Source organism: Avibacterium sp. 21-599 (genome assembly GCF_026226765.1).
Lineage (GTDB): Bacteria > Pseudomonadota > Gammaproteobacteria > Enterobacterales > Pasteurellaceae > Avibacterium.
In genome coordinates this window covers 72,904-96,367 of the sequence record NZ_JAKKOB010000002.1, presented here as the reverse complement: position 1 = coordinate 96,367, position 23,464 = coordinate 72,904, and the positions used below count along the sequence as shown (strand labels likewise).

Annotated in this window: 25 protein-coding genes; 10 read left to right on the top strand and 15 right to left on the bottom strand. The window is 37.8% G+C overall.

Features of this window, described 5'->3' with window-relative positions; genetic code table 11:
• Positions 1-11: 11 nt before the first annotated feature.
• Genes L5B83_RS10405 through L5B83_RS10390 form a run of 4 tightly spaced genes read left to right on the top strand, consistent with a single transcriptional unit; the run spans position 12 to position 3,799 of the window.
• Entirely contained in the window at positions 12-746 is a 735-nt protein-coding gene (locus L5B83_RS10405) for an ABC transporter ATP-binding protein (RefSeq protein WP_265778472.1), read from the top strand.
• 17 nt (positions 747-763) lie between these two features.
• Entirely contained in the window at positions 764-1,945 is a 1,182-nt protein-coding gene (locus tag L5B83_RS10400) for a rhamnan synthesis F family protein (RefSeq protein ID WP_265778471.1), read from the top strand.
• A 19-nt stretch (positions 1,946-1,964) separates the two neighbouring features.
• Positions 1,965-2,855: a glycosyltransferase family 2 protein gene (locus L5B83_RS10395; protein ID WP_265778470.1), complete on the top strand. Its 891-nt coding sequence runs from the start codon at positions 1,965-1,967 to the stop codon at positions 2,853-2,855.
• Between the two features lie 32 nt (positions 2,856-2,887).
• Entirely contained in the window at positions 2,888-3,799 is a 912-nt protein-coding gene (locus L5B83_RS10390; RefSeq protein WP_265778469.1) for a glycosyltransferase family 2 protein, read from the top strand.
• Between the two features lie 33 nt (positions 3,800-3,832).
• On the opposite strand, the gene L5B83_RS10385 is transcribed toward L5B83_RS10390, so the two are convergent.
• The 9 genes from L5B83_RS10385 to L5B83_RS10345 form a co-directional block, all read right to left on the bottom strand.
• Positions 3,833-4,390 carry an acetate uptake transporter gene (locus tag L5B83_RS10385; protein WP_265778468.1) on the bottom strand — a complete coding sequence of 186 codons (558 nt, stop codon included), beginning with the start codon at positions 4,388-4,390 and terminating at the stop codon, positions 3,833-3,835.
• Between the two features lie 138 nt (positions 4,391-4,528).
• The gene (locus L5B83_RS10380; RefSeq protein ID WP_265778467.1) at positions 4,529-4,813 is read right to left on the bottom strand and encodes a YfcZ/YiiS family protein; all 285 of its coding nucleotides are present in this window, start codon (positions 4,811-4,813) and stop codon (positions 4,529-4,531) included.
• A gap of 119 nt (positions 4,814-4,932) precedes the next feature.
• The gene (gene gnd, locus L5B83_RS10375) at positions 4,933-6,387 is read right to left on the bottom strand and encodes a decarboxylating NADP(+)-dependent phosphogluconate dehydrogenase (RefSeq protein ID WP_265778466.1); all 1,455 of its coding nucleotides are present in this window, start codon (positions 6,385-6,387) and stop codon (positions 4,933-4,935) included.
• Between the two features lie 46 nt (positions 6,388-6,433).
• Positions 6,434-6,745 carry a nucleotidyltransferase family protein gene (locus L5B83_RS10370; protein WP_265778693.1) on the bottom strand — a complete coding sequence of 104 codons (312 nt, stop codon included), beginning with the start codon at positions 6,743-6,745 and terminating at the stop codon, positions 6,434-6,436.
• Positions 6,738-7,172: a nucleotidyltransferase substrate binding protein gene (locus L5B83_RS10365; RefSeq protein ID WP_265778464.1), complete on the bottom strand. Its 435-nt coding sequence runs from the start codon at positions 7,170-7,172 to the stop codon at positions 6,738-6,740. Before L5B83_RS10365 ends, L5B83_RS10370 begins: the two co-directional genes overlap by 8 nt.
• Before the next feature lie 49 nt (positions 7,173-7,221).
• Positions 7,222-7,920, bottom strand: coding sequence for a 6-phosphogluconolactonase (gene pgl, locus L5B83_RS10360; protein ID WP_250351392.1), 699 nt, complete (start codon positions 7,918-7,920; stop codon positions 7,222-7,224).
• 40 nt (positions 7,921-7,960) lie between these two features.
• Entirely contained in the window at positions 7,961-9,454 is a 1,494-nt protein-coding gene (gene zwf / locus L5B83_RS10355; RefSeq protein ID WP_250351393.1) for a glucose-6-phosphate dehydrogenase, read from the bottom strand.
• A gap of 70 nt (positions 9,455-9,524) precedes the next feature.
• Entirely contained in the window at positions 9,525-10,331 is an 807-nt protein-coding gene (gene cysQ, locus L5B83_RS10350) for a 3'(2'),5'-bisphosphate nucleotidase CysQ (RefSeq protein WP_265778463.1), read from the bottom strand.
• Positions 10,332-10,461: 130 nt separating this feature from the next.
• Positions 10,462-12,486 (bottom strand): OPT family oligopeptide transporter, encoded by a 2,025-nt coding sequence (locus L5B83_RS10345; RefSeq protein ID WP_265778462.1) that lies wholly within the window; start codon positions 12,484-12,486, stop codon positions 10,462-10,464.
• Between the two features lie 135 nt (positions 12,487-12,621).
• Here L5B83_RS10345 and hslR point away from each other — a divergent pair, with 135 nt between their 5' ends.
• Positions 12,622-13,035, top strand: coding sequence for a ribosome-associated heat shock protein Hsp15 (gene hslR, locus L5B83_RS10340; RefSeq protein ID WP_250351395.1), 414 nt, complete (start codon positions 12,622-12,624; stop codon positions 13,033-13,035).
• 105 nt (positions 13,036-13,140) lie between these two features.
• A complete protein-coding gene (gene hslO / locus L5B83_RS10335) occupies positions 13,141-14,001 on the top strand; it encodes an Hsp33 family molecular chaperone HslO (RefSeq protein WP_265778461.1) in 861 nt (286 codons plus the stop codon).
• A 143-nt stretch (positions 14,002-14,144) separates the two neighbouring features.
• On the opposite strand, the gene nusG is transcribed toward hslO, so the two are convergent.
• The 6 genes from nusG to rpsL all read right to left on the bottom strand — a co-directional run bounded on the left by nusG (position 14,145) and on the right by rpsL (position 20,029).
• On the bottom strand, positions 14,145-14,696 hold the full coding sequence (nusG, locus tag L5B83_RS10330; protein WP_265778460.1) for a transcription termination/antitermination protein NusG: 552 nt from the start codon (positions 14,694-14,696) through the stop codon (positions 14,145-14,147).
• Between the two features lies 1 nt (position 14,697).
• On the bottom strand, positions 14,698-15,111 hold the full coding sequence (gene secE / locus L5B83_RS10325; protein ID WP_250351170.1) for a preprotein translocase subunit SecE: 414 nt from the start codon (positions 15,109-15,111) through the stop codon (positions 14,698-14,700).
• A gap of 487 nt (positions 15,112-15,598) precedes the next feature.
• A complete protein-coding gene (gene tuf, locus L5B83_RS10320; protein WP_046097610.1) occupies positions 15,599-16,783 on the bottom strand; it encodes an elongation factor Tu in 1,185 nt (394 codons plus the stop codon).
• 64 nt (positions 16,784-16,847) lie between these two features.
• Entirely contained in the window at positions 16,848-18,950 is a 2,103-nt protein-coding gene (gene fusA, locus L5B83_RS10315) for an elongation factor G (protein ID WP_250351171.1), read from the bottom strand.
• Between the two features lie 105 nt (positions 18,951-19,055).
• Positions 19,056-19,526 (bottom strand): 30S ribosomal protein S7, encoded by a 471-nt coding sequence (gene rpsG, locus L5B83_RS10310; protein WP_103853509.1) that lies wholly within the window; start codon positions 19,524-19,526, stop codon positions 19,056-19,058.
• A 128-nt stretch (positions 19,527-19,654) separates the two neighbouring features.
• Positions 19,655-20,029: a 30S ribosomal protein S12 gene (gene rpsL, locus L5B83_RS10305; protein WP_013745731.1), complete on the bottom strand. Its 375-nt coding sequence runs from the start codon at positions 20,027-20,029 to the stop codon at positions 19,655-19,657.
• Between the two features lie 265 nt (positions 20,030-20,294).
• On the opposite strand from rpsL, the gene L5B83_RS10300 reads away from it, so the two are divergent.
• From L5B83_RS10300 to L5B83_RS10285, 4 genes are read left to right on the top strand one after another with little or no spacing between them, the layout of a single operon-like run.
• On the top strand, positions 20,295-20,957 hold the full coding sequence (locus tag L5B83_RS10300; protein WP_265778459.1) for an amino acid ABC transporter permease: 663 nt from the start codon (positions 20,295-20,297) through the stop codon (positions 20,955-20,957).
• A gap of 1 nt (position 20,958) precedes the next feature.
• Positions 20,959-21,627 carry an amino acid ABC transporter permease gene (locus L5B83_RS10295; RefSeq protein ID WP_265778458.1) on the top strand — a complete coding sequence of 223 codons (669 nt, stop codon included), beginning with the start codon at positions 20,959-20,961 and terminating at the stop codon, positions 21,625-21,627.
• 11 nt (positions 21,628-21,638) lie between these two features.
• Positions 21,639-22,403, top strand: a complete 765-nt coding sequence (locus tag L5B83_RS10290) for an amino acid ABC transporter ATP-binding protein (protein ID WP_265778457.1) — start codon at positions 21,639-21,641, stop codon at positions 22,401-22,403.
• A complete protein-coding gene (locus tag L5B83_RS10285) occupies positions 22,387-23,223 on the top strand; it encodes a cysteine ABC transporter substrate-binding protein (protein WP_265778456.1) in 837 nt (278 codons plus the stop codon). Before L5B83_RS10290 ends, L5B83_RS10285 begins: the two co-directional genes overlap by 17 nt.
• Positions 23,224-23,464 lie beyond the last annotated feature (241 nt).

The window sequence follows — 23,464 nt, the reverse complement described above, 5'->3', positions numbered from 1 at the left end:
ACTTAAATATTATGACTGATATTATTATTGATATAAAAAACGTATCTATTCGATTCAATAAGGCTACAGAAAATATAACTAGTCTTAAGGAATATATAATTAAATTAGCAAAGAAAGAATTAATGTTTCAAGAGTTCTTCCCTTTGAAAGATATCAATCTACAAATAAGACGAGGAGAGGCTTGGGGATTGATTGGACGGAATGGCTCTGGTAAGTCAACACTCTTGAAACTTATATGCGGTATATTATCTCCATATCAAGGTACAGTTTCGGTAAAAGGAAATATTGCTCCTTTAATAGAATTGGGAGCAGGGTTTGATGGGGAATTAACAGCAAAAGAGAATATATATCTCAACGCTTCTCTTTTAGGTTATAACCGTACTTTTATTAAAGAACATTTTAATGAAATAATAGAATTTTCTGAATTGCAAGAATTTATTGATGTACCATTAAAAAATTTTTCATCAGGAATGGCTGCTAGATTAGGCTTTGCTATTGCAACTATGGTTAAACCAGATATATTAATTGTTGATGAGGTTTTAGCTGTTGGTGATACTGCATTCCAGGAGAAATGTAAGCAACGAATGGCTAAATTATTAGATTCAGGTACAACACTACTATTTGTCTCCCACTCTATTGATCAAGTAAAAGAATTATGCAAGTACGGCGTATTAATACAAGATCATTCAATAAGAATGAAAGGTGATATCAATGATGTAGCCGAATTCTATACAAAGAGTTATTAATCTAATAAGGAAATAATATGTTGAAAAAACTTGTTAAGATATTAAAAGGTAAGTTTATATCTAATCTAATATTGCTTTTACTTGTAAAAGAACGCTATCTTGTGAAAAGGGCAGCAAAGAAATATAAAAAGAATAATCCTAATGGAACTATAAAATTACTCTCTATATTTGAAAATTTTGATTATTCAAGTTTAAATGATAAAGATATTATATTATTTGTTGTATATAATCCAAAATCTTTATTAATGTATGAGAGATACTTTTCACTTCTAGAAAAGTTAAATTATGAAATTATTGTTATATCAAATGGTAATCTACCAGAGTCTTTTATTTCTAATTTCAAAGATAAGACATTATTTATGGCTGAGAGAAAAAATATTGGAAGAGATTTTGGTGCATATAAAGAGTTTATTTTATTTTTAAACCAGAATAATATAAAATTAAGGAATTTAGTAATTTGTAATGATTCCATTTTTGCAAACTTGAAAGAAGAAGATTTATCATTCGTAAACTTCTTTAAATCACATCAAGATGATGATTTTCTAGGAGCATGCGACTATTTTGGCAAGTCTGGATATCATGTTCAATCTTATTTTTTAAAATTCTCACATAATGTTTTGAAAGGAAAAAATTTCATTAATTTTTGGACTAATTTTTTAGTAAGTGATGATCGGCGTCATAATATAAATAATGGCGAAATCAAGCTATCTCAGTCTATCCTAAAAGATGGATTTAAACCAACAATTTTCTTAAGTACAGATAATATTATAAACAAAATTGTTGATAATAAAGAGGTGCTCACAAAATTTTTAATAGAAACATCAGCTAACAAACATTTAGATCCTAATATTATTTCTAGACTAAAAAAACTAAGCTTAGGATTATACAATAAAAAATTTACTAGTGAACATATAGCATATTATAATGCATGTCTGAAACAAGAAATAAGCCGTTTAATTGATGAATTTGGAATGATTGTGGTTTGTCCATTTCTTATTGTTGATGAATTTGGTTTCCCATTTCTTAAAAGAGATATAGTATATAGAAAAATAACTGAATGGATGCTAATCCGAAATTTCGGTAAATCTTTTGATAAAGATTTACTAGATGAGTATATATCAGAACAACGAATTCGAATTAGAGCTTGGCATATAAATTCATTTAAACAGAAACTAATGTATCATATAGGAATGAATTAAATTCACCTTTGGATTAAGAATGTATATGAAAGATTTGTCATATGAAATTATTATTTGTTCTTATAACGGTGAGAAATATATACATAACCAAATAGAGAGTATACTAAAGTCGTCTAGACTTCCATCTAGAATAATCTTATCTGATGATGGCTCTACCGATAGCACTATTAATAGAGCCATTAATATATTCAAAAGTTATAATTATAGAAATTACAAAGTGTTGTCAGGACCTAGACAAGGTATAATATCTAACTATTTAGTCGCATTAAATTATACAAATAGCAATTATATTTTTCTAGCAGACCAAGATGATATCTGGATTTCTAATAAGATAGAGACATTTTTCTCTTATATTAATAAATGTAATTTATCTGAGCATATTCCACAACTTTATTTTAGTGATGCCGAGCTAATTGATGATAGCGGCAATCATATTGCAGGTAGTTTTTTTAATTATCAAGGGATTACTCCTGCTGTTTTAAGTGATGATTCTATTATTTACAAAAATTGTGTCCAAGGAGCATCTTGTTGTATAAATAAAGCGTTAAGAGATCTTGTCTTATCTAGTTTAAATCAAGTAAATATAAAAAACTTATATATGCATGATTGGTGGATTGCACTGTTGGCTAAATATTATGGAGAGAGTTATTTTATTGAGAAACCAACATTATTATACCGACAACATCAAAATAACCAAGTTGGTACATTTAATAAAAATTGGAAATTATTCTATTATTTTAGAAACTTGAGAAAATTCATTGCTAATTTCATATTAGCAACAAAGCAAATGAAAGAGTTAGAAAAATTTAACAATGTTATTCCTAGTAATATATTAAAATCTCGTTCTGAGCGAAAATATAGATATGTATCTTTATTAAAAAGATGCATTATCTATTTATTTAGACTGTAATTATTTATATTAACTAAATATATGATTATTTTATGAAAATAGCTCTGTTTGTCCCCACTTATAATCCTGGAATGTTATGGGAATCTTGGATACAAACTTATCAGCGGCAGAAAGTAAAAGCAGATAAAGTTATTATTATCGATTCTTCTTCTCAAGATAGAACCGTTGAATTATCTAAACACGCTAATTTTAAGGTAACCGTTATCCCTACTAATGAATTTAATCATGGTGAGACTAGAAATTTATCGGCCTCCTTGTTTAAGGACGCTGATATTTTCGTTTTCCTAACACAAGATGCACTACTCTCATCTCCCTTTAGCCTGCAAAAAATTATTGAACCATTTTTAGATTCTCAAGTAGGCGCTGTGTATGGACGTCAACTTCCCCATAAAGACGCCAATCCATTAGCTACGCACGCTCGTTTATTTAACTACCCAGACAAGACAATAATAAAAAGCCAAGAAGATATTGCTAGGCTAGGGATAAAAACAGTATTTATCTCGAATTCTTTTGCTGCATATCGAGCTTCTTTATTTAGAGAACTAGGAGGATTTCCCGATAATGTAATTATGGCAGAAGATATGCATTTAGCCGCAAGAATTATTGGAGCTGGATATAAGATTGCTTATTCTGCTAAAGCCACAGTACATCACTCCCATAACTACACTCCTTGGCAGGAATTTAAACGTTATTTTGATACAGGTGTCTTTCAAAAACAAGAAAATTGGATACAAGAAAAATTTGGCAAGCCAACAGGTGAAGGGCGGCGATTTGTACTATCAGAGATGAAATACCTCATGAAAAGCTCACCATCTTGGATTCCTAGAGCAATACTTACTACCTTACTAAAATTTGTTGGATATAAATTAGGTCTTCACTACGATATGCTACCAATATCTCTTATTCGATTCTTTAGTATGCATAAGCAATACTGGAATAAATAATGCCAATATGCATTATTTATTCCATGTAACAAGTTAAATCGGTAAAATCTCTCGACCAAAATTTTCGTTAATCATTTCTGCGGCAGCGAGATAAAATGCGGCTAATGCTGTGATTAACCCTAAATACCCACCAATATTCACAATATAGTGATAACCAAAACCATCGCCGATTGCTAATGCGTAGAACGTTAGCACAAGAAAGAAGAAGACCACACGTAACGCTTTTGGTTTGCTAAATGAAGCAATAAACATCATTAAAGTAAAAGTTCCCCAAGCAGCTAAGTAACAACCTAAAAAGGCAGGGCTTGCGGTTGGCATAAATTGTACGAACAATGCCCAAGACCACCAGAATGCCCCATAGCTGATGAAAGCAGTGAAGCCAAAGGTATTGCCTTTGCGGTATTCCATTATACCTGCGATTAATTGTGCTGTTCCACCAAAGGCGAATGCCATTGCTAACACAACAGAGATCCCATCTTGTTTAGCAAACATCCCTGCATTAATTAAACTTAATAACCATGTTGTTAAAGCAAAACCGCATAAGCCTAAAGGACCCGGATTTGCCAATTTTTCTGTTGTTTGAACTGTCATTTGTTTTCCTAGTTTGTTAATAAAATGAAAGGGCGGATTATGCTTGATATTATTTTGAAAATAAAGCGATTTATTTGATACTCAGAGATTGAATTAGGGGCCAAATCAGCCCCTTGTTTTACATTGTGATTTGTTTGATTAACGTAACCCCAATTCAAAAATAAGGGATTCAGCTTGGCAGCTAAAGGTAAAATCTGCGCTGAGTAAAAAGCCATTTTCAACCGGGGTAATTTCTGCCTTAATTTGGCAAGGCTCAGTTTCTGCACTTCGCGCTTTGGCTGTGAATTCGGTTAAAGCCTGTTCGGCGTCTTCTTTGCTGGCATAAACACGTTCAAGATGGCTGGTGCAATTACTGTTATCAATAATTGTTCCAACATCAAAGGTATTACAGCCAACGCATTCTACGGGATTCTCTTTTTTCATTTTATGACTCCTATTTTTAATTTTTATATGATAAATGCGGTTTAAAAATATTGAAATTTTATACCGCACTTTATTTTTATGCAAAAAAGCGATGAGTTATCTCATCGCTCTTTAATCATTTACACATCATAAGTGGTTGATGCGGTATTACCACCACGTCCTGTCCAGTTAGTATGGAAAAATTCACCGCGTGCTTTATCTTTACGTTCATAAGTATGTGCGCCGAAGTAATCACGTTGTGCTTGAAGTAGGTTAGCTGGTAAATTTGCTGAAGTGTAGCCATCTAAGAAGGTGATCGCACTTGCCATACACGGCATTGGAATGCCCACTTCAATGGATTTTGCCACCACTTTACGCCAATCACTTAAGGCATTTTCTAGGATATTTTTAAAGTATGGATCTGATCCTAAGAAAATTAAATCTGGGTTTGCTTCATAAGCATCACGGATATTTCCTAAGAAACGGCTACGAATGATACAGCCTTCACGCCATAATAATGCGGTTGCGCCATAGTTAATATTCCAGCCGAAGTTTTCAGAGGCTTCGCGGATTAACATAAAGCCTTGTGCATAAGAGATAATTTTTGAGGCAAGTAACGCTTTACGCACCGCTTCAATCCAAATCTGTTTATCTCCTTCCACAGGCTGAATGGTTTTGTTGAACAATTTAGAGGCGGCAATACGTTGATCTTTAAAGGAAGAAACGCAGCGTGCAAACACAGATTCTGTAATCAAGGTGAGTGGAATGCCGAAATCAAGAGCATTAATTCCTGTCCATTTACCCGTTCCTTTTTGTCCCGCGGTATCCAGAATTTTTTCAACTAATGGCTCACCATCACTATCTTTATAGCCAAGAATATCGGTGGTGATGTCGATCAGGTAGCTATCTAGTTCTGTTTTTTTCCATTCAGCAAAAATCTGTTGCATTTCTTCATAGCTTAAACCTAAGCCATCTTTTAAGAATTGGTAAGCTTCACAAATTAATTGCATATCACCGTATTCAATGCCGTTATGTACCATTTTGACGAAATGTCCAGCGCCTTCTTGCCCAACCCAATCACAGCAAGGTTCGCCTTTATCTGTTTTGGCGGAAATCGCTTGCAAAATAGGTTTCACATAAGGCCAAGCTTCAGCATTACCACCGGGCATAATAGATGGCCCGTGGCGCGCACCTTCTTCACCGCCAGAGACACCAGCACCGATAAAGCGAATGCCTTTTTCTGCTAATTCTTTCACGCGGCGGTTAGTGTCTGGGTAGTTTGAGTTTCCCCCGTCAATAATGATGTCGCCTTCTTCTAAGTGAGGTAGTAAGGCATTGATAAATTGATCAACCACTTCACCTGCACGTACCATTAACATCACTTTGCGCGGTTTTTCTAATTTGCTCGCCAAATCTTCTAGCGAGTAAGCGCCAATAATATTTGTGCCTTTTGCCGCGCCTTCTAAAAATTCGTCCACTTTTGAGGTAGTACGGTTATACGCCACCACTTTAAAGCCGTGGTCGTTCATATTTAAAATTAAGTTTTGTCCCATTACCGCTAAACCGATAACGCCGATATCGCCTTTTTGACTCATAACTTTCTCCTGTTTCGTTATAATCAGTTGCTGCCTTTATGAAAGGCTAGGTTGATGAAATCTGTTGTTGAATAACCACAGATTTCTGCAAAATAATCTGCTGAAATTCTGATGATGTTGCTGCCCAATCCACAAGATCCACTTGCCAAGGTAAATCGCTTTCTGAAAAAGCGTTTTCTACTTCACACAGTGTTCTTAAAGAAAGGGGCTGTGTTGTCATTACCACTAAATCAAGATCTGAAAAGGGACGTGCTGTGCCTTTCACCCTTGAGCCAAAGGCACGCACTTCATACTCGCTCAAGTAAGTGCGGAGTATTTTTTCTACAATTTCAAGATGTTGAGGTTGAATATCAATCATCATTATTACGCTGCTGTAATTGGTTGAGCAAGTTCTTGGCGGAAGCTAAAAAACCGATCATTTGTTCATAAACTTGTTGCGCCTTATTTTGATCGTAAGTATGCGAGGTGATGTTGCGCATTTTGCGATAGAGCAACCAATCTTCCACTTGCTCAATTAAGCCTGCTTTTGCACTCAAACGCAAAATATCACGGAAATCTGCACTGTCAATTTCATCGGGGGCTTCTGCAATCAGTTTTAATTGGCGTTTCATCATTTTGATGCTTAACTCATAAACAAATTCAAATTTTTGAATGCAACCAGCGATAAGGGTATCTTGCACAATATTTTCTTGTGCTGTAAACCATTGCTTATCCGCCAATTTCGCTAAGGTCATTTCAAGTGAATTAAACGCCTTTTCTAAGGCTGAGAGATCCAGTTGATCCATTTATTTTCCCAATAAAAATTTGCTAAAAAATCACCGCACTTTTATTTTATTACAACAACTTTGCCGCCTCTTTATCCAAATACCACTCTGTTACGCCATTTTTTGCCTTGATTTTCGCGGCGGGATAAGGCAGATTTTCCGCTGGCGTGCTTTGAATTTCTTTTAAAATTTCCGCTTTAGCTCCCCCTGTTACCAAATAGGTAATGCGTTTGGCTTGCTCAAGCAATTTGGCGGTTTTGGAAATTCGCACTTGCCCTGTTTCTGGATGTTTGGCAATCACTGCTAAACTCTCGTCATCAAAATTGGTTTGATGTGGGAATAATGAAGCGGTATGCCCGTCTGCGCCCATACCCAAAATAATCCAATCAAACTCGCCGTTTGGCACGACTTCTGCAAGTTCATTTTGGAAGCGTGAGAGTTCCTGCTCCACAGGGGCTTCACCACGAATGCGGTGAATATTTTCTGCTGGAATCGCAATATGATCGAACAATAATTTTTGCACTTCGCCATAATTGCTTTCAGGATCAGAAGGCGCAACCATACGATCATCGCCCCACCAAAAATGCAAGTTTTGCCATTGGATAGCTTGGTTATACGGTGCTGTTGCCAAGGTTTTGAACAAAAGTTTTGGCGTGCTACCACCTGAAAGAGAAATATGGACAGGGCGTCCTGCAAGACTATATTGCTTTAATTCTTCAGCAATTTTTTCTACCGCACATTGCGCATTATCAAAAATAACGGTGTTCATTGTGTTCTCCCATTTCCTCTCAATCATTGAGGGAAAGATATTATACTTTTTTCTTCATCAGCCCACTTGGTTTACGCCAAACTCGTCCTGTGCGTGCAATCAGTTTATCGGCTTCCTTTGGCCCCCAAGTGCCGGCTTCATAGTCATAAATGCGTCCACGAGCGGCTTTGTAATCTAAAATAGGTTGCACAAATTTCCAACAGGCGTGTACGGCATCAGTACGCGCAAACAAGGTGGCATCGCCTTTCATTGCGTCCAGTAATAAACGATCATAAGCGCTTAATAGGCTTGGTTGAGCAAGATCCGCATAGCGGAAATCCATAGATACTTCTTTTGCTTCAAAACCTGCGCCCGGCTTTTTCAAACCAAAACGCATTGAAATACCTTCATCAGGCTGAATGCGAATAATCAGTTTATTTTCAGGTGCATTTTGGCTAAATACTGGGTGTGGCGTTGTTTTAAAATGAATAACCACTTCAGTTACGCGGGTTGGTAAGCGTTTTCCTGTACGGATATAAAACGGCACGCCAGCCCAACGCCAGTTATCAATTTCACAACGTAATGCCATATAAGTTTCGGTATTAGAATCCGGTGGCACGCCTTTTTCTTCAAGGTAGCCCTTAACCTCTTTACCGTCAATAACGCCGCGGGTATATTGCCCTAGCACGAGATTGTTTTTCACATCTTCTTCACTTAGTGGGTGTAGGCAGTGCAATACTTTTGCCACTTCATCACGCATTGAATCCGCATTAATAATGGCGGGCGGTTCCATTGCAACCATCGCAAGCACTTGTAATAGGTGATTTTGGAACATATCACGCATTGCGCCAGAGCCATCGTAATATCCTCCACGTTCTTCTACACCAAGCTGTTCAGCCCCAGTAATTTCAATATAATCAATGAAATTACGGTTCCATAACGGCTCAAATAGACCATTAGAAAAACGTAATACTAATAAGTTTTGAACGGTTTCTTTGCCAAGATAATGGTCGATACGATAGATTTGATGTTCTTCAAAAAAGCGATGAATTTGAATATCAAGTGTTTTGGCAGTTTTAATATCATAGCCAAAGGGTTTTTCCACAATTAAACGCTTCCAGCCATAGTCTTCGGTATTTAACCCGTGTGCTGCAAGACATTCTGGAATCACGCCGTACAGGCTTGGTGGTGTGGACATATAATAAAGTGTGTTGCCTTCAGTGTGATATTTTTCGTGCAATTCGGTTAAGCGAGGCACGAGTTTGGCGTAATCTTTGGCATCAGAGGTATTGATGGTTTGGTAATACAGATGGCTGCAAAATTGCTCAAGTATTTCGCCTTCCGCTTTTTCTGTCTTGATTAAGGCTTGACGCATTTTTGTGCGGAATTGCTCATCCGTCATTTCTGTTCTTGCTACGCCTAGCACGGAGAAATCTTCCGCTAAACGCCCGAGTTTATATAAGTTGTAAAGTGCAGGGATTAATTTACGGTGCGTTAAATCACCTGATGCCCCAAAAATCACGATACAGTTTTTTTCTGCGTTGTGGTTTGTCATATGATTGCTATCCATTTTTAAGAGAGTGGTAATAATATGCGCAAACTCGGCAAATTACCAATAGTTCTCATTAATTAAATTGAAAGATGTTGTGCCAGTTTAATTGTGCGTCTGCCACCATAACAAAATCAGGGTTTACTAAGCTTTCACGCTGATTGTAAGTGAGTGGCTGGAAATGGCGATCAAAAATTTTACCGCCCATTTCAGCTAAAATAATTTCAGCCGCTGCGGTATCCCATTCTCCTGTTTCGCCTAATCGAATATAACAATCTGCCGCCCCTTCTGCAACTTTTACGCTTTTTATGCCACTTGAGCCAATAATCTCAAAATGGTAATTAAAATTTGGCTGCAAAATTGACCGCACTTTCTTTTTCGCAGAATGCGATCCCACAACAATACGAATGGGCTGTGATAAATTAACTGGTTGTCTGTTAAGTGCGGTGGTTTTTTGCGTTGTTTTTTTATAGGCGCCTAAGCCCTGTGCGGCGTAATAGGTTTGTTCGGTTTGCGGGCAATGAATCACACCTAGCACAGGGCGATGATGATGTACCAAGGCAATTAATACTGAAAAATGCCCTGTGCGATTGATAAATTGTTGCGTGCCATCTAAGGGATCTACAAGCCAATAGGTTTGCCATTGCTGTCTTTCGTGAAAAGGGATTTTACAATATTCTTCTGATAAGACGGGATAAGCAGGGGTAAGGGCGCGAAGCTTTTCCATTAAAAATTGACTGACAAAAAGATCTGCTTCTGTAACTGGGGTATTATCCGCTTTTATGTATGAGGTAAGATTTTTGTTGTAAAACCGATTGAGGTGATGGCCCGCTTGTTCTGCAATCATTAGTACAGATTGTAATAAAGAAGAATCAAATAACAAAAGCGCCTCCCAAAAGATGAACCAGATCCAGATAATGAAATGAGTATAGCAAAGGGGATAAAAAGAAAAAAGGGCAAGTATTATCTTGCCCTTAATTAACAAATAGAGATAAATTGAAACAGATTATCGCTTATCCTTTTTTCGCCCGAAGTACACGTAATGCATAAATCACGATACCCGCGATAAAGACCGCGAAACCAAGCCATTCTGCTGTGCTATCCCAGTTTTCTAGCGAAAGTGCTAATGGTGCATCTGAGCCACCAGAAGTCACGGAGGCAGCAATAATGAAGGCAAGGATAACGCCAATTAAACTTTCCCCAACAATTAAGCCAGCAGCAAATAGCGTACCGTAGCGATCGGCTTTTTTCTTCACTTCTTCCACATTTTTACCATTACGATGGGCATAAGCGGTTAAATGGCGATTAATAAACCAAGCTAGCACCGCACCAATGACGATAGGCATATTTACAACTGGAGGTAAATAAATCCCCATTCCTACAGCGAGGGCAGGCAGGGCAAAGCGATTTTGGCTGGCTTTTTTCAATAGCGTATCAATGATGATGAGGGCTAAGCCTAATCCGATCCCCATAAAGATATAACGCCATTCTAAATTGCTAGAAAAAATACCTGTTGCAATGGTTGTCATTAAGGTTGCTTGTGGCGCTGAAAGTGCTTGAGAAGGATCCATATCAGCGCGTGGTAATGCTCCCGTAAAGCCATAAGCGTGATAAAGAATTTCTAATACCGGGGCAATAACTAATGCACCAACAACACAACCGATAATCAGTGCGACTTGCTGACGCCAAGGTGTGGCTTCAACTAATAGCCCTGTTTTTAAATCTTGTAAGTTGTCATTTGAGATTGCCGCTGTGGTAACCACAATAGAACCAGAAAAAATAGTCAGTGCGGTTAAAAATTTCATTCCTTCTGCGCTTTCAATAAGCCCTGTGAATTTACCTAATGCGAGTAAGGTTAAGGAAATAAGTACCACAGAAATGATTCCAATTCCTGAAATTGGGCTAGATGATGAGCCTACAAGTCCAGCCATATATCCACAGGCTGCAGCAACGAAGAAACCAATAAATACTGCTAATAGCGTACATACAATAACAAATAAGAAGGCATACTCAGTCGCAATTGGCGCTTCTGCGATAAAATGGTGTAATGCAACCATAATTAATGCAACAGATGTAATCGTGATATAGATCATTGATTTAGGTGATAAATCTAACTGAGTACGTTCACTACTTTGCGCTGATGGATCTTTTAATGCTCGGAAAGATTGTGCCATTCCTTGGATCATAGGCTTCATTAAGACAAGTAAGGTCCAAATCGCCGCAATACCAATGGTACCCACACCAATAAAACGCACTTTACTTTTCCAAATACCCATTGCATAGCTAATCATCTCGCCATCAACAGGCATTGATGATGTGCTAGTGAAATAGGGAACCGCAATTCCCCAAGTGAGAAAAATACCGATTAAAATTGCAATACCACCGACAATACCGACTAAATAACCGGCGCCTAATAAAGCGAAAGAAAACCCCATCGGTACTTGGAAAACCGCATTACCACCTTTAAACCATAAACTTGCCCCATCAGCAATAATGCGCAAGCCATTTGTTGCAAAACTGACTATTGCAGCAATGATGCCTCCAGTCGCAATTTCTTTGATACCTGTATCATTTTCTCCTTCTTGGTGATTTCCTGCTTTAAGAATTTCAGCCGCCGCAACCCCTTCAGGATAAGGTAAATCACTTTTAGCCACCATTACTTGACGCAACGGGACAGTGAAAATCACCCCTAAAATTCCCCCTGATGCACAAATTAAAAGGGTTTGCCAGAATGGAAAATCTTGCCAATATCCCATCATTAATAAGCCTGGAATAACGAAAATCACCGAAGAGAGTGTACCTGCGGCAGAGGCTTGGGTTTGCACCATATTATTTTCTAGAATAGTTGACCCAGAAAACATTTTTAATACTGCCATAGAGATTACAGCGGCAGGAATGGATGAAGCAAAAGTTAGCCCCACCTTTAAGCCTAAATAGACATTTGATGCGGTGAAAATCACCGTAATTAACGCACCTAAGAACATTCCTCGGAAGGTAAGTTCTTTTAAACTTGGCGCTGAGTGATACGAAGTTTGCATATTTCTCCCCAATTTTTGTAATAAAAACATCTCATTCTATATCAATTTTATCTAATAAGATCAATTTTTTGTTTTCATCTTCCGTTATGGCATAAAATACAATAAAAAATGACCGCACTTGATTAGGAGAAATAAATGGCAAAACAAAACGTGCGTAATGCGGATAAAAATGATGAAGTTCGTCTAGATAAATGGCTTTGGGCAGCTCGATTTTATAAGACGCGTACCATCGCCAAAGAAATGATCGATGGCGGTAAAGTCCATTACAATAATCAGCGTACTAAACCGAATAAAACCGTCGAAGTGGGTGCATTGATCAAATTACGTCAAGGCAATGAAGAAAAAGAAGTGCAAGTGTTAGCTCTTTCCACCCAACGACGTGGTGCGCCAGAAGCACAATTGTTATATCAAGAAACCGCACAGAGTGTTGAAAAACGGGAAAAATGGGCCATTGCACGCAAAAATAATGCCCTTTCTATGCCAAACCCTGAACGCCGACCAAATAAAAAAGAGCGACGAGATTTACTTAAGTTTAAATATCAAGAGTAGCCTTGTTATTTGTAGAATGATCCCAATATAAAGGCAAATTGCCAAGTTAATGAACTCATTGATCTAATCTGTACTTGGCGTTATTTAAGTATTATTGAGGACAATATGACATATCAAGCTGACAACGACAAACTTTATCGTTATTTATTTAAACATCGAGCGGTACGTGGTGAATGGGTACGGTTAAATCAAAGTTTTAAAGAGACCTTAAATACCCATCATTATCCGAAAGTGGTGCAAAACTTACTGGGTGAAATGATGGTGGCAACCAGTTTACTCACCGCCACATTAAAATTTAATGGCAGTATTACCGTACAAATTCAAGGTGATGGACCACTTTCTTTAGCCTTAGTAAATGGTTCGGATGATCAAAAAATCCGTGCATTAGCCCGTTTACAAGGTGAAGTATGTGATGAGATGACACTAAGTGAAATGATTGGTAAAGGGGTGTTAGTCATCACTATTACGCCTACTGAAGGGGAACGTTATCAAGGTGTGATTAGCTTAGATAAACCGACGATTACGGAATGTTTAGAAGATTATTTTGTACGTTCTGAACAGTTACAAACGCAGTTAATTATTCGTACGGGCGAATTGAATGGCGAACCCGTGGCAGCAGGAATGTTGTTGCAAGTAATGCCTGACGGCGTGGGCGAAGAAGGGGATTTTGAGCATCTTGCTACGCTGACTGCGACAGTAAAAGATGAGGAAATCTTTGGATTAAGTGCCGAAGAGCTACTTTACCGTTTATATCACGAAGAAACCGTAGAAATTTATCCCGCACAAAATGTGGAATTTTTCTGTGGCTGCACCCAAGAGCGTTCAGGAAGTGCATTGCTTTTACTACCAGAAAATGAAATTGATGAAATTCTTGTAGAGCACAATGGTAGCATTGATATGCAATGTGAATGTTGTGGCACGCATTATTTCTTTAATAAAGAAGCGATTGAGAAATTGCGAGATTAGCATAGTAAACAACAAAGAAAACTCGACGATCTGCTTCCCAAAAGTTGAGTACAACCAATTAAGGAGCAGATTTTTATGACTTGAATTTACAACCTAACGGCAATAAATAAAAAAGATGAGCTATGCTCATCTTTTTGTAAATATTAACTATTTTTTTCTACTTGACCAAACTCAAGTTCAACTGGTGTAGCTCGACCAAAGATAGAAACCGATACTTTCAGACGACCTTTATCGTAATCGACTTCTTCAACCGTTCCATTAAAGTCTGCAAACGGACCTTCTTTAACTCTCACTTCCTCACCAGGTTGGAAGACAGTTCTTGGTTTTGGTTTGTCAGAATTTTGCTCTAGACGATTTAAAATAATGTCAGCCTCACGGTTACTAATCGGCGCAGGCTTATCTGGTGTACCACCAATAAATCCCATTACGCGTGGCACACTACGCACAAGCTGCCAAGTGTAATCATTCATTTCCATTTGTACCAAGACATAACCAGGGAAGTATTTACGTTCACTTTTACGACGCTTACCGCCCACGTTCTCAACCACTTCTTCTGTAGGAACAAGTACTTCACCAAATTGATCTTCCATTTGGTGCAATTTAATATATTCGCGCAATGTTGCTGCTACACGGCCTTCAAAGCCAGAAAATGCTTGTAACACATACCAGCGTTTTTTTGGTGTATTCTCTGTCATCTTAGAACCTCAAATTTGTTAAGAAATTAATTACAGAAACAATAATAGAATCAAGTCCCCATAAAATGAGAGAAACAATCATCGTAACAGCCATAACAATCAAGGTTGTTTGCATTGCCTCAGAACGTGTTGGCCATACAATTTTTCTTAATTCTATTCTAGAGTCTTTCAAAAAGGCGCGTGCTTTTGTCCCTTGGTTAGTAATAGCTAAAATACCCAAGGCAATAAGTAATAGAATCACTACCGCAACCACACGGATTGGAGTAGAAAATTGGTCTGCAAAATAAATATTTCCAACTGCTGCCACAGCAATAATTACCATACTGAGTAGCCATAAAAAGGTATTTAGTCCTTTTGACTTCTGAAGATCTTCCGCTTGTTCAGCGTGTTTCTTTTTATCAATATTTGACGCCATAATTGTATCCATTATTCAATAAAATCGGGATGCTGTTCTGAACAGCGCAATTGTAGCATTTTCTTATTTTGTTGCCTATCAAAAATCATAGAAAATTTAACGATTTCTTACAAAAAAGAAATTAATCATTCCCTATTATTTCAACGAAGAGATCACATCTTTCATCATCTAAAGTGCGGTGCCTTTCCAGTAAATTTTTGCTTTTAACTTAATAAGCAAATAATTATTAGATGTAAAACATACGAATAATAAGGGAATAGTAACCACTCTATTTCTAGAAGTAACAAAGAGATAGCCTGACCCAATTTAGCAAATTAATCAACGATTCTTAAAATCAAAGTGCGGTGCTTTTTCGTGAAGTTTTTCATTTTGCCAATCAACTCAGTTTGCGCAACATTTCTAAATTAGCAGTAAAAAACAAAAGGGCATCTTTCGATGCCCTCTTTCGATTTTCTGATAGCTTTCTAGTGTTACCTAGCAATAATCATTATTTGATGATTTTCGCTACAACACCCGCACCTACTGTACGGCCACCTTCACGGATCGCAAAGCGTAAACCTTGGTCCATCGCGATTGGGTGAATTAAGCTTACTGTCATTTTGATGTTATCGCCTGGCATTACCATTTCCACACCTTCCGGTAACTCGATTGTCCCTGTTACGTCAGTTGTACGGAAATAGAATTGTGGACGGTAACCTTTGAAGAATGGAGTGTGACGACCACCTTCTTCTTTTGATAATACGTAAACTTCTGATTCGAAGTCTGTGTGTGGTGTGATTGAACCTGGTTTCGCTAATACTTGACCACGTTCGATTTCTTCACGTTTTGTACCACGTAATAATGCACCGATGTTTTCCCCTGCACGACCTTCGTCAAGTAATTTACGGAACATTTCTACACCAGTTACGGTTGTTTTTGCAGTTTCTTTGATACCAACGATTTCTACTTCATCACCTGTACGGATGATACCACGTTCTACACGACCTGTTACTACGGTACCACGACCTGAGATTGAGAATACATCTTCGATTGGTAATAAGAACGGTTGGTCAATCGCACGCTCTGGCTCTGGGATGTAAGTATCTAAGTGGTTTGCTAACTCAAGGATTTTTTCTTCCCATTGTGCATCACCTTCTAACGCTTTTAACGCTGAACCACGTACGATTGGGGTATCATCACCCGGGAAGTCATATTGAGAAAGAAGTTCACGCACTTCCATTTCAACTAATTCTAATAATTCTTCATCATCTACCATATCGCATTTATTTAAGAATACGATGATGTATGGTACACCTACTTGGCGACCTAATAAGATGTGTTCACGAGTTTGTGGCATTGGACCATCTGTTGCTGCTACTACTAAGATTGCTCCGTCCATTTGCGCCGCACCTGTAATCATATTTTTTACATAGTCCGCGTGTCCCGGGCAGTCAACGTGTGCGTAGTGACGAGTTGGGGTATCGTATTCAACATGTGAGGTGTTGATGGTGATACCACGCGCTTTTTCTTCTGGCGCGTTATCAATTTGGTCAAATGCGCGTGCCGCACCACCGTAGTGTTTTGCTAATACGGTTGTGATTGCTGCTGTTAAAGTTGTTTTACCATGGTCAACGTGGCCGATTGTACCCACGTTTACGTGCGGTTTTGTACGTTCAAATTTTTCTTTAGACATTGCTAATGTTTCCTTTAAGTAAAGTTCCGTAGCACATTACTGCACTACGGCGTTTAATATTCAATTATTTTTTACGTGCTTCAATAACTGCTGCTGCAACACTTGCTGGTGCTTCAGCATATTTCAATGGTTCCATTGAGTATGATGCACGACCTTGAGTTTGTGAACGAAGATCCGTTGCATAACCAAACATTTCAGAAAGTGGAACTTCTGCATTGATTTTAACAACAAATTCGCTTGCTTCTTGACCATTTACCATTGCACGACGACGGCTTAAGTCACCAATTACATCACCCACATATTCAGGTGGTGTTTCCACTTCCACTTTCATAATTGGCTCAAGTAATACTGGGTTCGCTTTGTTAAATGCTGCTTTAAATGCAATAGATGCCGCCAGTTTAAATGCTAGTTCAGATGAGTCCACATCGTGGTATGAACCGAAATGTAAACGCACACCTAAATCAACTACTGGATAACCCGCTAATGGACCAGATTTAAGTTGTTCTTGAATACCTTTATCAACCGCAGGGATATATTCACCCGGAATTACACCACCTTTGATTTCGTTGACAAATTCATAACCCGGACCTTCAGGATCTAATGGGTATAAGTCGATAACAACGTGACCATATTGACCGCGACCACCAGATTGTTTTGCGTGTTTACCTTCAACATCATTTACGCGTGTACGAATAGTTTCACGGTAAGATACTTGTGGTTTACCAATATTAGCTTCCACTTTGAACTCACGTTTCATACGGTCAACGATGATATCTAAGTGCAACTCACCCATACCAGAAATGATGGTTTCGCCTGATTCTTCATCAGTGTGAACACGGAATGAAGGGTCTTCTTGTGCAAGACGTCCTAATGCTAAGCCCATTTTCTCTTGGTCTGCTTTCGTTTTCGGTTCTACTGCAACAGAGATTACTGGCTCTGGGAATTCCATACGCTCAAGAATAATTGGGGCATCAACTGCACATAATGTATCACCTGTACCTACATCTTTCAGACCGATAGCAGCAGCGATGTCACCCGCACGAACTTCTTTGATTTCTTCACGTTTATTTGCGTGCATTTGAACGATACGACCAAAACGCTCACGTTTTTCTTTCACTGAGTTCAATACTGTCGCACCAGACTCAACCACACCAGAATATACACGGAAGAAAGTTAAGTTACCCACAAATGGGTCAGTTGCGATTTTAAATGCTAATGCTGAGAATGGTTCATTATCATCGGCGTGACGCTCACCTTCAGTTTCATCAGGATTGATCCCTTTGATTGCAGCGATGTCTGTTGGTGCTGGTAAGTAATCAATTACCGCATCAAGCATTGCTTGTACACCTTTGTTTTTGAACGCAGAACCACAGGTTACAAGAATGATTTCCGTAGCCAAGGCACGTTGACGTAATGCACCTTTGATTTCTTCTTCAGTTAAATCTTCACCACCAAGGTATTTTTCCATTAACTCTTCTGAAGCTTCTGCTGCTGCTTCAACAAGATTTTGGTGCCATTCTTCACATAATTCAACCATATCTGCTGGAATATCATCATAGGTAAAGGTCATACCTTGATCTGCTTCATTCCAGTTGATTGCTTTCATTTTAAGAAGATCAACAACACCTTTGAAGTTTTCTTCTGCACCAATCGGAAGTTGTAAAGGAACAGCATTACCACCTAAACGTGTTTTGATTTGTTCAACAACACGCAGGAAGTTTGCACCAGTACGGTCCATTTTGTTTACGAACGCAATACGAGGTACTTTATATTTGTTTGCTTGACGCCATACAGTTTCAGACTGAGGTTGAACACCACCTACTGCACAGTAAACCATTACTGCACCATCCAGAACACGCATTGAACGTTCTACTTCGATAGTAAAGTCAACGTGTCCCGGAGTATCAATCACGTTGATACGGTGTTGTGGGTATTGCTGAGACATACCAGACCAGAAAGCGGTTGTTGCCGCAGAAGTAATGGTAATACCACGCTCTTGTTCTTGTTCCATCCAGTCCATGGTTGCAGCACCATCATGCACCTCACCAATTTTGTGACTAACACCTGTATAGAATAGAATACGCTCTGTGGTTGTTGTTTTACCAGCATCAATGTGAGCACTAATACCGATGTTACGATAGCGCTCAATAGGAGTTACACGAGCCATTATTATTTCCTTGTTTGGAATTCAATAAATTAAAATTTTAAATATGGATAAGGCTTCACCGCATAGCAAAATGTGATGAAGCCTAAAAATCGTTTGATTAACAGATTACCAACGGTAATGTGCAAACGCTTTGTTAGCTTCAGCCATACGGTGAACGTCTTCACGTTTTTTCACTGCTGCGCCTTTGTTTTCTGATGCATCAGATAATTCATTTGCTAAACGTAAAGCCATTGATTTATCACCACGTTTACGTGCTGCCTCAACGATCCAACGCATACCTAATGCGTTACGACGTGCTGGACGCACTTCAACTGGCACTTGATAAGTAGAACCACCAACACGGCGAGATTTAACCTCAACCGTTGGGCGTACGTTTTCTAGTGCGATTTCAAATGCTTCTAACGCTTCTTTGCCTGTACGTTGCGCTAAAGTCTCTAACGCACCATAAACGATAGATTCTGCGATAGATTTTTTACCATCTACCATTAATACATTAATAAATTTCGCAAGTAATTCTGATCCGAACTTTGGATCTGGAAGAATTTTGCGTGGTTCAATACGACGACGACGTGGCATTGCAATTTCTCCGTTTTTTTATCTTCAGGATTATCCAAAACTCTTTGTGTAAGAGATCTTACGTTTACTGGAGTTTATGATAATTTATTTAATTTAATTCGCGTTTGGCCTTACTTAACGGAGAACCATTAAGCTTTAGGACGTTTAACGCCGTATTTAGAACGACCTTGTTTACGATCTTTTACGCCAGCACAGTCTAATGCACCGCGTACAGTGTGATAACGCACACCCGGTAAATCTTTAACACGACCGCCACGGATAAGCACAACGCTGTGCTCTTGAAGGTTATGACCTTCACCGCCGATATAAGAAGTTACTTCGTAACCATTTGTTAAACGAATACGGCACACTTTACGTAATGCTGAGTTCGGTTTTTTAGGTGTAGTTGTGTACACACGAGTACACACGCCACGTTTCTGCGGGCAAGCCTCTAATGCAGGAACGTTGCTTTTTACAACCTTTTTCACACGCGGTTTGCGTACTAATTGGTTGATAGTTGCCATTAAAAAAGCTCCAGTTTATTAATTGTTATTCATAAAAGAATGTTTACTTTTTGTTCTACCTTAGAATAGATAGATACCGAATTTTAATCTTGAATGTGCTTAATGTCAAGGATAAGCAAAAGTGTAAGAAAATTTAACCGCACTTTGTTTTATCAGTTAGTTTCTTATGTCAAAAATTTATAATAAATAAGTTTTTATTATTTTCCAATGTTAAGTACTCTTTCTAGAATAAGAATTAATTAAATATTTTTGAGTGAATAGTGTAATGAATTGGCTTTATATTATTGACAATCTTCCAAAATTTTTTGATGCAAGCTTGATCACATTGCAGCTTGCATTCTGGAGCATTTTATTTTCCCTTTTTATTGGGATTATATGCGCCATTATTACAAGTTATCAAATCCGTTTCCTCAATCCGATTGTGCAAGTTTATATTGAGCTTTCTCGCAATACGCCATTATTAATCCAATTATTTTTTCTCTATTTTGGTTTATCTAAATTAGGTATTCATTTAGATGGAATGACTTGTGCCATTCTTGGTTTAACGTTTTTAGGTGGCAGCTATATGGCAGAAGCCTTTCGAGCAGGAATAGAAAGTATTCACAAAGGGCAAATTGAATCGGCACTCAGTTTAGGCTTAACCTCATCACAAACCTTTATTTATGTTATTTTTCCACAAGCTTTCACTGTTGCAATACCAGCAATTGGTGCAAATTGTTTATTTTTAATTAAGGAAACCTCAATTGCCAGCGCCATTGCCATTGCTGAATTAATGTTTATGGCAAAAGAATTAATTGGTTTGGATTATAAGACAAATGAAGCACTTTTCTTATTAGTCTTATTTTACCTCATTATTTTATTACCTATATCAATTTCAATTCACCATTTAGAAAAGCGTACGGGTTACGCAAAATATGGGAGTAGATAAAATGGGATTAAGCCTATTATTTGATGGTAACAATATAGAACGTCTATTAAATGGTCTTGCAACTACGGCACAGATTGCATTTATCTCCGTATTCTTTTCCTGCCTATTAGGCTTAGTTTTTGGTGTAATTATGCTACATCAAAATAGATTAATTAAGGGAATATGTCGCGTATATTTAGAAGCCATTCGTATTATTCCTTTGCTTGTCTGGCTATTTATTGCCTATTTTGGTATTGCAAAATGGTTCAATATTCACATTGATGGCGTAACTGTTTCTATCCTCGTTTTCATTTTTTGGGGAACCGCAGAAATGGGGGATCTTGTTCGTGGTGCATTACAATCTATTGAAAAACACCAAAAAGAATCCGCTTATGCTTTAGGGCTAAACGATAACCAAACCTTTTTCTTTATTTTACTACCTCAAAGCTTAAAACGTGTTACCCCGGGCGCAATTAACCTTTTTACACGTATGATTAAAACAAGCTCATTAGCAATGTTAATTGGTGTATTGGAAGTGGTAAAAGTTGGGCAACAGATTATCGAAACATCATTATTCGTTGATCCTTCCGCCGCATTTTGGATTTATGGACTTATTTTTCTCCTCTATTTCATTATTTGCTATCCATTATCACTATGCTCTCGTTATATAGAAAATCACTGGGAAAAGTAATAGGAGGTCCAATGGCATTATTAGATATTAAACATTTGGTTAAACAGTATGAAAAAAAGACCGCACTTCAAGGTATTGATCTATCCGTAAAAAAAGGTGAAGTCGTGGTTATTTTAGGTCCTTCTGGTTGTGGTAAAAGTACATTATTACGCTGTATTAATGGCTTAGAAAGTATACAGCAAGGAGAAATCATCCTACAGAATCAAGGCATCTTAGGCAAAGATATTTCTTGGGTGAACGCTCGCCAACATATTGGAATGGTATTTCAAAGTTATGAATTATTTTCGCATCTTTCGGTGATAGATAATATTTTACTTGGTCCAATGAAAGTCCAGAAACGTACTCGTATTGATGTTGAAAAGCAGGCAGATCTATTACTTAAGCGTGTTGGCTTATTCGATCGCAAAAATGCCTATCCAAGAGAATTATCTGGTGGACAGAAACAACGCATCGCTATTGTTCGCTCTTTATGTATGAATCCAGAAATTATGCTTTTTGATGAAGTAACTGCCGCATTAGATCCAGAAATGGTTAGAGAAGTACTTGATGTGATTCTTGGGCTAGCAAAAGAAGGGATGACAATGCTGATTGTTACTCACGAAATGGCATTTGCACGACAAGTTGCTGATCGTATTATTTTTATGGATAGTGGACGTATTGTTGAACAAAGCTCTCCCGATCTATTTTTTACTAACCCAAGCTCAGATCGAGCAAAAACATTCTTAAATATCTTAAACTACGAACCAAGAGGAATTGACTATGAACAAAACATTTAAAAAAATTACCGCACTTTTTGCAACGACATTATTAGCGGCAAGTCTGACAGCTTGTAATGATAAAGAAGCACATAAAGCTAATCGTATTGAACAAATCCAGCAAGCTGGACAGATTCGTATCGGTGTATTTAGTGATAAGCCACCTTTTGGTTATATTGATAACCAAGGAAAGAGCCAAGGTTTTGATGTTGAAATTGCCAAAGCAATTGGAAAAGATTTGCTTGGAGATGAAAGCAAAGTGGAATACGTATTAGTTGAAGCAGCCAACCGAGTGGAATACCTTCAATCTAATAAAGTTGATATCATTCTTGCTAATTTTACCGTTACGCCAACGCGCAAAGAAGTCGTTGATTTCGCCAAACCTTATATGCAAGTTGCCCTTGGTGTTGTATCTAAAGATGGAGAAATCACCGATATAAAACAACTTGAAGGAAAGACACTATTAGTCAATAAAGGAACGACGGCAGACGCTTATTTCAGTAAGAACTATCCAAATATTAAACTACTAAAATTTGAACAAAATACTGAAACATTTGAAGCGTTACGAGATGGGCGAGGTGATGCCTTAGCTCATGATAATACCTTATTGTTTGCTTGGGCAAAAGATAATCCACAATTTAGCGTAGGAATTAAGCATTTAGGCGATCAAGATTTTATTGCACCCGCAGTAAAAAAAGGCGATACAGAATTACTTAACTGGTTAAATGCAGAAATTGAAAAACTCGGTCAACAAGGCGTACTAAAACAAGCCTATGATAAAACGTTATTCCCTATTTATGGTGATACAGTAAATGAAAAGGATATTCTCATAACTTATTAAAAAATAACGAAAACCTCATAATGATCTGCCCCCAAAAGTTGGACTAAACAACCAACTGATTAGGGGCAGATATTTTTATGACTAAATATACTCAAGGCTTTGTTCAGCAATTAACGCAACATCAACTATTTCACGAGAATTGAGACATTGTCAGGGTGAATATAAATTAACTCACCGACAACATAAATGCCTAAACTGGAAAACACCTTATAAAGCCTATGTTGATAAAGTGTTGCAGTTA

Coding starts and splice junctions, on each gene's coding strand:
- L5B83_RS10405 (WP_265778472.1), top strand. CDS start 12: ATGACTGATATTATTATTGATATAAAAAACGTATCTATTCGATTCAAT.
- pgl (WP_250351392.1), bottom strand. CDS start 7,920: ATGAACACCGTTATTTTTGATAATGCGCAATGTGCGGTAGAAAAAATT.
- L5B83_RS10390 (WP_265778469.1), top strand. CDS start 2,888: ATGAAAATAGCTCTGTTTGTCCCCACTTATAATCCTGGAATGTTATGG.
- hslR (WP_250351395.1), top strand. CDS start 12,622: ATGGCAAAACAAAACGTGCGTAATGCGGATAAAAATGATGAAGTTCGT.
- L5B83_RS10365 (WP_265778464.1), bottom strand. CDS start 7,172: ATGGATCAACTGGATCTCTCAGCCTTAGAAAAGGCGTTTAATTCACTT.
- L5B83_RS10285 (WP_265778456.1), top strand. CDS start 22,387: ATGAACAAAACATTTAAAAAAATTACCGCACTTTTTGCAACGACATTA.
- tuf (WP_046097610.1), bottom strand. CDS start 16,783: ATGTCTAAAGAAAAATTTGAACGTACAAAACCGCACGTAAACGTGGGT.
- L5B83_RS10400 (WP_265778471.1), top strand. CDS start 764: ATGTTGAAAAAACTTGTTAAGATATTAAAAGGTAAGTTTATATCTAAT.
- L5B83_RS10295 (WP_265778458.1), top strand. CDS start 20,959: ATGGGATTAAGCCTATTATTTGATGGTAACAATATAGAACGTCTATTA.
- L5B83_RS10290 (WP_265778457.1), top strand. CDS start 21,639: ATGGCATTATTAGATATTAAACATTTGGTTAAACAGTATGAAAAAAAG.
- zwf (WP_250351393.1), bottom strand. CDS start 9,454: ATGACAAACCACAACGCAGAAAAAAACTGTATCGTGATTTTTGGGGCA.
- L5B83_RS10300 (WP_265778459.1), top strand. CDS start 20,295: ATGAATTGGCTTTATATTATTGACAATCTTCCAAAATTTTTTGATGCA.
- L5B83_RS10395 (WP_265778470.1), top strand. CDS start 1,965: ATGTATATGAAAGATTTGTCATATGAAATTATTATTTGTTCTTATAAC.
- fusA (WP_250351171.1), bottom strand. CDS start 18,950: ATGGCTCGTGTAACTCCTATTGAGCGCTATCGTAACATCGGTATTAGT.
- rpsG (WP_103853509.1), bottom strand. CDS start 19,526: ATGCCACGTCGTCGTCGTATTGAACCACGCAAAATTCTTCCAGATCCA.
- L5B83_RS10370 (WP_265778693.1), bottom strand. CDS start 6,745: ATGATTGATATTCAACCTCAACATCTTGAAATTGTAGAAAAAATACTC.
- rpsL (WP_013745731.1), bottom strand. CDS start 20,029: ATGGCAACTATCAACCAATTAGTACGCAAACCGCGTGTGAAAAAGGTT.
- nusG (WP_265778460.1), bottom strand. CDS start 14,696: ATGACAGAGAATACACCAAAAAAACGCTGGTATGTGTTACAAGCATTT.
- L5B83_RS10385 (WP_265778468.1), bottom strand. CDS start 4,390: ATGACAGTTCAAACAACAGAAAAATTGGCAAATCCGGGTCCTTTAGGC.
- secE (WP_250351170.1), bottom strand. CDS start 15,111: ATGGCGTCAAATATTGATAAAAAGAAACACGCTGAACAAGCGGAAGAT.
- L5B83_RS10380 (WP_265778467.1), bottom strand. CDS start 4,813: ATGAAAAAAGAGAATCCCGTAGAATGCGTTGGCTGTAATACCTTTGAT.
- L5B83_RS10345 (WP_265778462.1), bottom strand. CDS start 12,486: ATGCAAACTTCGTATCACTCAGCGCCAAGTTTAAAAGAACTTACCTTC.
- hslO (WP_265778461.1), top strand. CDS start 13,141: ATGACATATCAAGCTGACAACGACAAACTTTATCGTTATTTATTTAAA.
- gnd (WP_265778466.1), bottom strand. CDS start 6,387: ATGAGTCAAAAAGGCGATATCGGCGTTATCGGTTTAGCGGTAATGGGA.